The sequence below is a fragment of the Magnetospirillum sp. WYHS-4 genome, assembly GCA_039908345.1.
Classification (GTDB): domain Bacteria; phylum Pseudomonadota; class Alphaproteobacteria; order Rhodospirillales; family GLO-3; genus JAMOBD01.
The window spans coordinates 1-6,801 of the sequence record JAMOBD010000096.1; the positions used below are offsets into that span (position 1 = coordinate 1).

Annotated in this window: 9 protein-coding genes and 1 other RNA gene; 4 read left to right on the forward strand and 6 right to left on the reverse strand. The window is 69.1% G+C overall.

Annotation, left to right across the window (positions count from 1 at the left end; genetic code table 11):
* From H7841_17320 to H7841_17330, 3 genes are all read right to left on the reverse strand, one after another.
* Positions 1-1,110, reverse strand: a 1,110-nt coding sequence (locus H7841_17320) for a hypothetical protein (GenBank protein MEO5338624.1), incomplete at its 3' end; no start/stop codon positions are given.
* A 99-nt stretch (positions 1,111-1,209) separates the two neighbouring features.
* Positions 1,210-2,007: an enoyl-CoA hydratase gene (locus tag H7841_17325; protein ID MEO5338625.1), complete on the reverse strand. Its 798-nt coding sequence runs from the start codon at positions 2,005-2,007 to the stop codon at positions 1,210-1,212.
* Positions 2,004-2,507, reverse strand: a complete 504-nt coding sequence (locus tag H7841_17330; protein MEO5338626.1) for a bacteriohemerythrin — start codon at positions 2,505-2,507, stop codon at positions 2,004-2,006. Before H7841_17330 ends, H7841_17325 begins: the two co-directional genes overlap by 4 nt.
* Before the next feature lie 213 nt (positions 2,508-2,720).
* On the opposite strand from H7841_17330, the gene rplM reads away from it, so the two are divergent.
* The 4 genes from rplM to H7841_17350 all read left to right on the forward strand — a co-directional run bounded on the left by rplM (position 2,721) and on the right by H7841_17350 (position 4,319).
* The gene (gene rplM, locus H7841_17335; protein MEO5338627.1) at positions 2,721-3,185 is read left to right on the forward strand and encodes a 50S ribosomal protein L13; all 465 of its coding nucleotides are present in this window, start codon (positions 2,721-2,723) and stop codon (positions 3,183-3,185) included.
* 1 nt (position 3,186) lies between these two features.
* Positions 3,187-3,663, forward strand: a complete 477-nt coding sequence (gene rpsI, locus H7841_17340; GenBank protein ID MEO5338628.1) for a 30S ribosomal protein S9 — start codon at positions 3,187-3,189, stop codon at positions 3,661-3,663.
* 103 nt (positions 3,664-3,766) lie between these two features.
* Positions 3,767-3,991, forward strand: a complete 225-nt coding sequence (locus H7841_17345) for a type II toxin-antitoxin system PrlF family antitoxin (protein ID MEO5338629.1) — start codon at positions 3,767-3,769, stop codon at positions 3,989-3,991.
* Positions 3,969-4,319, forward strand: a complete 351-nt coding sequence (locus H7841_17350; protein ID MEO5338630.1) for a type II toxin-antitoxin system PemK/MazF family toxin — start codon at positions 3,969-3,971, stop codon at positions 4,317-4,319. Before H7841_17345 ends, H7841_17350 begins: the two co-directional genes overlap by 23 nt.
* A 2-nt stretch (positions 4,320-4,321) precedes the next feature.
* Here the strand turns inward: H7841_17350 and H7841_17355 are convergent, their stop codons facing one another.
* From H7841_17355 to nadC, 3 genes are all read right to left on the reverse strand, one after another.
* Positions 4,322-6,088, reverse strand: coding sequence for a DNA polymerase III subunit gamma/tau (locus H7841_17355; protein ID MEO5338631.1), 1,767 nt, complete (start codon positions 6,086-6,088; stop codon positions 4,322-4,324).
* Positions 6,089-6,113: 25 nt separating this feature from the next.
* Positions 6,114-6,212, reverse strand: an RNA gene (gene ffs, locus H7841_17360) — signal recognition particle sRNA small type.
* 46 nt (positions 6,213-6,258) lie between these two features.
* Positions 6,259-6,801 (reverse strand): carboxylating nicotinate-nucleotide diphosphorylase (gene nadC, locus H7841_17365; protein ID MEO5338632.1); only part of this gene is annotated, 543 nt, incomplete at its 5' end.

Consider the following 6,801-nt stretch of genomic DNA (forward strand, 5'->3'; position numbering starts at 1 on the left):
GGCTTCGGTGCCGCCCGCCGGGATGGATCGGTGCGTGGCGTCGCATTCCCGCTGGACTGCCGCGTGGGTGTCCGTTTCCGACAGGCCTTCCGAAAGGGTCGCCAGGGCCGCCAGGTGGCGGTGCAGCGGCCGGTCCCGGCCCACCGGCAGGCCATGGGATTCCCATATCCTGCCAATGCGCTCCAGTTCCTGGCCGGCCAGGTCGAGGGCGATGCGGTCGGCCGGCAGGGCCTTGGCGGCTTCCAGCCCCTGGCGCGCCGCGATCAGGCCGAACATGGCGAGGAACAGGGGCTCGCCCCCCAGGCTGGCGCGGGCCAGGACCTCGTCCAGGGCCGGGGACGGGGCGGGGGCCGCCTTGTCGCTCGCCTGGGCGAAAGCGGCGGCGAAGACGGCGTGGCGATCCCGCGCATTGTCGATGACGCCGACGGTCGCCGGCGCGCCGACGGCCAGCAGGTCGCGGACGGCATCGCCTTCCACGCCGGCGCCGCCGAATACTTCCCGCCACCAAGCATATCCTTCGCCGCCCTGGCGTTCCAGCAGCAACAGGCGCAAGGGGAAACGGCCATCGCCGTCCGACTCCTGCGCCAGGGCGCGCAGCCAAGCCTTGATTTCCACGCTTTTGGCCGCCGCATAGTCGACGACGGCCAGGGTGGGCGCTTCCCAGCGGGTCCGGAAGCCGGCCTGGCGGAAGCGGTCCAGGTCGTCGCGGGCGGCGAAGCCGGCGGTCCAGCCCGCGTCCCGCGCCCAGGCGGCCAGTTCGGCGGCCAGGCGGGTCTTGCCCCGCCCGCCGCCGCCGATCAGGACATGGACGGAAACCTTGGTTTCCGCCCGCAGCCAGGCCTTGAGGCCGTTCAGCAAGGTCTCGCGCCCTTGCAGCGGCAGGCTTTCCAGGTTGTGGGGGTAGAGAATGCCGGTCTCCCGCCGGCCGGTGGCGGTCCAGCCCGGTTGCCCCGCCTGGGCCGCGTCCACCTTGACCTCGGCCAATTTCCGGTAGTCGCGGAGGATCAGCCGCTCCGCCCCGGCGATGGTGACGGCGTTGCCGGCGCCGACGATCTGGACGACTACATTCCCGTTGCCGTCGGCCCTGGCATCTTGCCGCGATTCCGCCATGCCCCGTCCCCCCATGGGTCGCCCGTCGAAGCGAACACACAGACGTTGCTTGCAAAGGGGCCGGGAGTCAACCCGGATGTGGCGGCGTCCCAGGGGGGACTACCGTCCCTTCCAGGCTGGCATCGGGCGCTTTTCGACGAAGGCCTTGATGCCTTCGCGGGCGTCTTCGGTGTCGATGTTGCAGGCCATCACCTCGGCGGCGAAGCGGTAGGCTTCCTCTAGGCCCAGTTCGGCCTGGCGGTAGAACATCCGCTTGCCGTAGGCCACCGACAGGGGCGGCTTGGCGACGATCCGCGCGGCCAGGTCGGCCACCGCCCCATCCAGGTCCGCCGCCGGCACCACCCGGTTGACGAAGCCCCGTTGCAGCGCCGTGGCGGCATCCATGAAATCGCCGGTCAGCAGCATTTCCATGGCCTGCTTGCGCGGCAGGTTGCGGGTCACCGGCACCGCCGGGGTGGAACAGAACAGCCCGACGTTGATCCCCGAAGTGGCGAAGCGCGCGTCTTCGGACGCCACCGCCAGATCGCACTGGGCCACCAACTGGCAGCCGGCGGCGGTCGCGAGGCCCTGCACGCGGGCGATGGTCGGCTGGGGCAGGCGGATGAGCGTCAGCATCATGCGCGAGCACTTGGCGAACAGGGCCTGCATGGCCGGCTTGGCGATGTCGCCCAGCATCTCCTTCAGGTCGTGGCCGGCGCAGAAGGCCTTGCCGGCCCCGGCGATGGTCACCACCCTTATGCTTTCGTTCCGGGAAATGGCGTCCAACTCGTGTTGCAGCGCGTCCAGCAGGTCTTCGGACAGGGCGTTGAACCTGGCGGGCCGGTTCAGGGTCAGGGTCGCCACGCCGTCGGCGTCGGCACGCAGCAGGACGGGCCCGGAATCGGCCTTCGCCGTCATGCCTTGCCCTCGAACAGGAAGTCCTGGTCGTCGTCGATGGCGTCGGAAACCAGGGGTTGGGTGGCGTCGAAGTCCTGGCTGGAGGCGGCGATGGTCATTTCCTTGCCGCGCAACGACGGAATGTAAAGCCGGTCGCGGCCCATGATGTGGTCCTTCAGCCAGCGCGTCAGGAAGTCCATCAGGTCCTCGCCCAGCACCATGCCGGGATTGGCGTCGTAAAGGTCGCGGATTTCCCGCACCCGCCCCTTGAGCGCGGCGTGGATCGCACGGTGTTCCGCCAGGCCCGGATAGGCGCAGGCTTCCATGATCGCTTCCTCGCGCCCGAAGTGGTAGTCGGTGTAGTCGAGCATCATGTTGAGCACGCTGCCCACCACGTCGTGGTCCTCGCCGTCGGCCACCGCATCCGCCAACTGGTTGATGAGACTCACCAGCACCTCGTGGTCGAAGTCCAGGACCTCGACCCCCACGCTCAGTTCCGGCGACCACTCGACGACACGCATCCGGCAATCCTTCCTGTTCGCGGCCCCCGGGTTTCTCATACCATGCCGAGCCGTCCAGCGGTATCCCCCGCATTGCGGTATCATAATACCGCAATGCCAAGCGGCTGGTTTTTCACGCTTTTCCTGTTGACTTCGGCGCGATGCGTGGCATATTCCCGCACCTCCGCGGCGGGGGGCTCCCGCCGCCAAGCCTATCTTACGAACGGGTGCGTGATGAAGACCTATTCCGCGAAGCCGTCCGAGGTGGATCGCAAGTGGTTCGTGGTCGACGCCGACGGCGTCGTTCTCGGCCGCCTGGCCAGTGTCCTGGCCATGCGCCTGCGCGGCAAGCACAAGACCATCTTCACGCCGCATATCGATTGCGGCGACAACATCATCGTCGTCAACGCCGCCAAGGTGAAGCTCACCGGCCGCAAGCGGTCGGGCGAGTTCTTCTACTGGCACACCGGCCATCCGGGCGGCATCAAGGGCCGTTCCCTGGGCCAGATCCTGGACGGCAAGCACCCGGAGCGGGTCATCGAGAAGGCCGTGGAACGCATGATTACGCGTTCGGCGCTGGGCCGCCAGGTGATGCGCAAGCTGCACGTCTATCCCGGCCCCGACCATCCGCACGCGGCGCAGCAGCCCGAGGTGCTGGACGTGGCGGCGATGAACCCGAAGAACAAGAGGAGCGCGTGACATGGCGGGCACTCTCGAGGACCTGAAGAACCTGAAGGGGGTGGGGGCCGCCGAGGCCGCCGCCGGCCCGGCCGAGCCGCGCATCGACGCGCAGGGTCGCGCCTACGCCACCGGCAAGCGCAAGGACGCGGTCGCCCGCGTCTGGATCAAGCCGGGTTCCGGCCGCATCCTGGTCAACGACCGCGAGGTGGAGAAGTACTTCGCCCGTCCGGTGTTGCGCATGATGATCAACCAGCCGTTCGATGTCGCCAACCGCAAGGGCCAGTACGACGTGGTCTGCACGGTGGCGGGCGGCGGGCTGTCGGGCCAGGCCGGCGCGGTGCGCCACGGCATCAGCAAGGCGCTCACCTACTTCGAGCCGGGCCTGCGCGGCGCGCTCAAGAAGGGCGGCTTCCTGACCCGGGATTCGCGCACGGTGGAGCGCAAGAAGTACGGCCGCCACAAGGCGCGCCGGAGCTGCCAGTTCTCGAAGCGCTGAGGCGCTTCGGCTGCCTGGATTGCGGCGGGGCGCCTTCGGGCGCCCCGTTCCGTTCGGGGGAAGGGCGTTGCCTGGGTAAGGGATATTCCTTACACTGGGGCCCATGAGAATAACCAGCCGCGTCACTTCGAAGGCCCAGACCACCGTGCCGATGGCGGTACGGGCCGCGCTGGGCGTCGGGCCGGGCGACGAGATCAGCTACGCCATCGAGGGCGACCGCGTCGTCCTGACCAAAGCGGAACCGGCGGAAAAGGAATACCTGCGGGCCCTGCAGGCGACACTTTCCGAATGGAGCGATCCGGCCAATGACGTTTTCGACGGTCTTTGACCGCTGGGCGGTGGTTGTCGCCCCCTTCCCCTTCGTCGATGCGCCCAAGGCCAAGCCGCGTCCCTGCCTGGTGCTGTCGCGGGCGGAAGCGAACCGGGCGACCGGCCATTCGGTCTGCGCCATGGTGACACGGCCGCTGGTCACCTGTTGGCCCAACGACACAGAACTGGCCGGTTGGGAACGGGCCGGTCTCGTGGCTCCCTGCCGCGTCCGGTGGAAGCTGTTCACCTTGCCGAACGAGGTTCTGCGGCGGAAATTGGGCGACCTTTCTCCCGGCGACCGCGAAGCCTGCCGCCACGCCCTGACCGACCTTCTCGGCGAGGAGTGAATCTATTCCCCTTCCGTCTCCCCATCCTCGGGGGCCGGGGGAAGGGTTTCCGGGACGATGTCGGAGCGCTCGTCGGCGGTGGCGCGGACGCTGCGGATATGGGCGCCGGGAAAGATTTCCAGCACCGCGCGGACGAGCGGATGTTCCGCCGCTTTGGCGCGCAGCGAGGCATCGGTCGCCGCGTCCTGCTGGGCGAGCGTCGCTTCGCCGGTATCGTTGGTCACGGTGACCATCCAGCGGCGCGCCGTACAGCGGTCGAGGAACTTTTTCAAGGTCTGGGCCAAATCGGGCGGCGCCCGGTCGGAGGGGCGGAATTCGATGCGGCCCGGCTCGAAGCGCACCAGATGCAGGTTGTTCAGCAGGTTGGCGTGCAGGATGCCTTCGCGCTTCTCGCTCGCCAGGTCGACCACCGCCTTGTAGGTCTGGGGATCGGGCAGGGTCTCCGCCACCCCCTGGGGCTGGGGTGCCACCGCCAGGGCGCCGGAACCGGAAAGGGCGGCGCGCGGCGCGTCGGAAGGCGGGGCGGGGCGGGAAACGGCTTGCGACGCCACCGCCGCCTGGGTCCCGCCGCCCGCGGCCGCCGGCGGCGAGGGCGCGATTCCCCCCTTGTCCTTGAGCGACTGCAATGCCTCGGCCGGGGTCGGCAGGTCGGCGGCGTAAGCCAGGCGCACCAGGGCCATTTCGGCCGCCTGCTGGGCCGAAGGGGCGGAACGGGCCTCGCCCAGGCCCTTCAACAGCATCTGCCAGGCGCGGCTGACCGCCGCCATGGACAGGCGCGACGCCATGTCGCGGCCGCGCACCCGCTCGGCCTCGGGCACGCCGGGGGCATCGGCGGCGGTCGGCACCACCTTGATGCGGGTCAGCCAGTGGGTCAGTTCCAACAGGTCGGTCAGCACCACCGTGGGATCGGCGCCCGCGGCGTACTGGCGGGCCATCTGGTCCAGGGCGCCCTTGGCGTCGCCCCCCATGACGGCGTCGAACAGATCGAACACCAGGTTCCGGTCGGCCAGGCCCAGCATGTCGCGCACCTGGTCCTCGGCCACCTTGCCGGCGGTATGGGCGATGGCCTGGTCCAGCAGGCTGAGGCCGTCGCGCACGCTGCCGTCGGCGGCGCGGGCGATCATCATCAGGGCGCCTTCCTCGATTTCCGCCCCTTCTTTGGCGGCGATGCCGCGGAAGTGGGTGGCCAGCACCTCCAGCTCGATGCGGCGCAAATCGAAGCGCTGGCAGCGCGACAGCACGGTCACCGGCACCTTGCGGATTTCCGTGGTGGCGAAGATGAACTTGACGTGTTCGGGGGGTTCTTCCAGCGTCTTCAGCAGGGCGTTGAAAGCGCTTTTGGACAGCATGTGGACTTCGTCCACGATGTAGACCTTGTAGCGGGCGCTGACGGGGCGGTAGCGCACGCCCTCGATGACCTCGCGGATGTCGTCGACACCGGTACGGCTGGCGGCGTCCATCTCGATGACGTCCATGTGGCGGTCTTCGGCGATGGCGCGGCAGTGGTCGCAGACCCCGCAAGGGTCGGGCGTCGGCCCCTTCTCGCAGTTCAGGGCGCGGGCGATGATGCGGGCGGTGGTGGTCTTGCCGACCCCGCGCACGCCGGTCAGCACGAAGGCATGGGCCAGGCGGCCGGAATGGATGGCGTTGGTCAGGGTGCGGACCATCGCCTCCTGGCCGATCAGCTCCGCGAAGTTGGTCGGCCGGTACTTGCGGGCGAGAACCCGGTACTGGCGAGCATCGGCGGAAACGGCATCGTCGGCGGCCATGGCGATGTCCCGGCGGGAAGGGAAGGTGGGAGACTGGACGGCCGACCCGTGTCGGAACTCGTTACGGCTGCTTCCTTCCGGACCTGACCGGGTTGGCGAGGGACCCGTCCGCCCGCCAGCCTCCCACCCCCACTATAGCAGGGGGACGGGGGCGGTATGCAAGAGAACCGTCAAGCCTCCCGCCAGTCCAGTCCGATGTCGACGGCGGGGGCGGAGTGGGTGAGGCGGCCGACCGAGATGAAGTCCACCCCGGTTTCCGCGATGGCGCGGATGGTATCCAGGCTGACCCCTCCCGAGGCTTCCAGCGCACAGCGTTTGGCCGTGCGCCGCACCGCTTCCCCAAGGTGGACCGGGTCCATGTTGTCGAGCAGCACCTTGTCGGCCCCGGCGGCGATGGCTTGGTCCAGTTGTTCCAGGGTATCGCATTCCACCTCGACGGGGGTCGCGACGGCGGCCTTGGCGCGCGTGACCGCCGCCCCGATGCCGCCGCACACGGCGATGTGGTTGTCCTTGATGAGGACGGCGTCGTAAAGGCCCATGCGGTGGTTGGCCGCGCCCCCCATCCGGGTGGCGTATTTGGCGAAGCGGCGCAGGCCCGGCAGGGTCTTGCGGGTATCCAGCAGCACGGTGCCGGTGCCTTCGATGGCGTCCACATAGCGCCGCGTCAGGGTGGCGATGCCTGACAGGTGCTGGAGGATGTTGAGCGCCGTGCG

Bases quoted from the DNA above. Each gene is read 5' to 3' on its own strand.
- H7841_17325 (MEO5338625.1), bottom strand. From the start codon at position 2,007: ATGACGGCGAAGGCCGATTCCGGGCCCGTCCTGCTGCGTGCCGACGCC.
- H7841_17345 (MEO5338629.1), top strand. From the start codon at position 3,767: ATGAGAATAACCAGCCGCGTCACTTCGAAGGCCCAGACCACCGTGCCG.
- H7841_17330 (MEO5338626.1), bottom strand. From the start codon at position 2,507: ATGCGTGTCGTCGAGTGGTCGCCGGAACTGAGCGTGGGGGTCGAGGTC.
- H7841_17350 (MEO5338630.1), top strand. From the start codon at position 3,969: ATGACGTTTTCGACGGTCTTTGACCGCTGGGCGGTGGTTGTCGCCCCC.
- rplM (MEO5338627.1), top strand. From the start codon at position 2,721: ATGAAGACCTATTCCGCGAAGCCGTCCGAGGTGGATCGCAAGTGGTTC.
- rpsI (MEO5338628.1), top strand. From the start codon at position 3,187: ATGGCGGGCACTCTCGAGGACCTGAAGAACCTGAAGGGGGTGGGGGCC.
- H7841_17355 (MEO5338631.1), bottom strand. From the start codon at position 6,088: ATGGCCGCCGACGATGCCGTTTCCGCCGATGCTCGCCAGTACCGGGTT.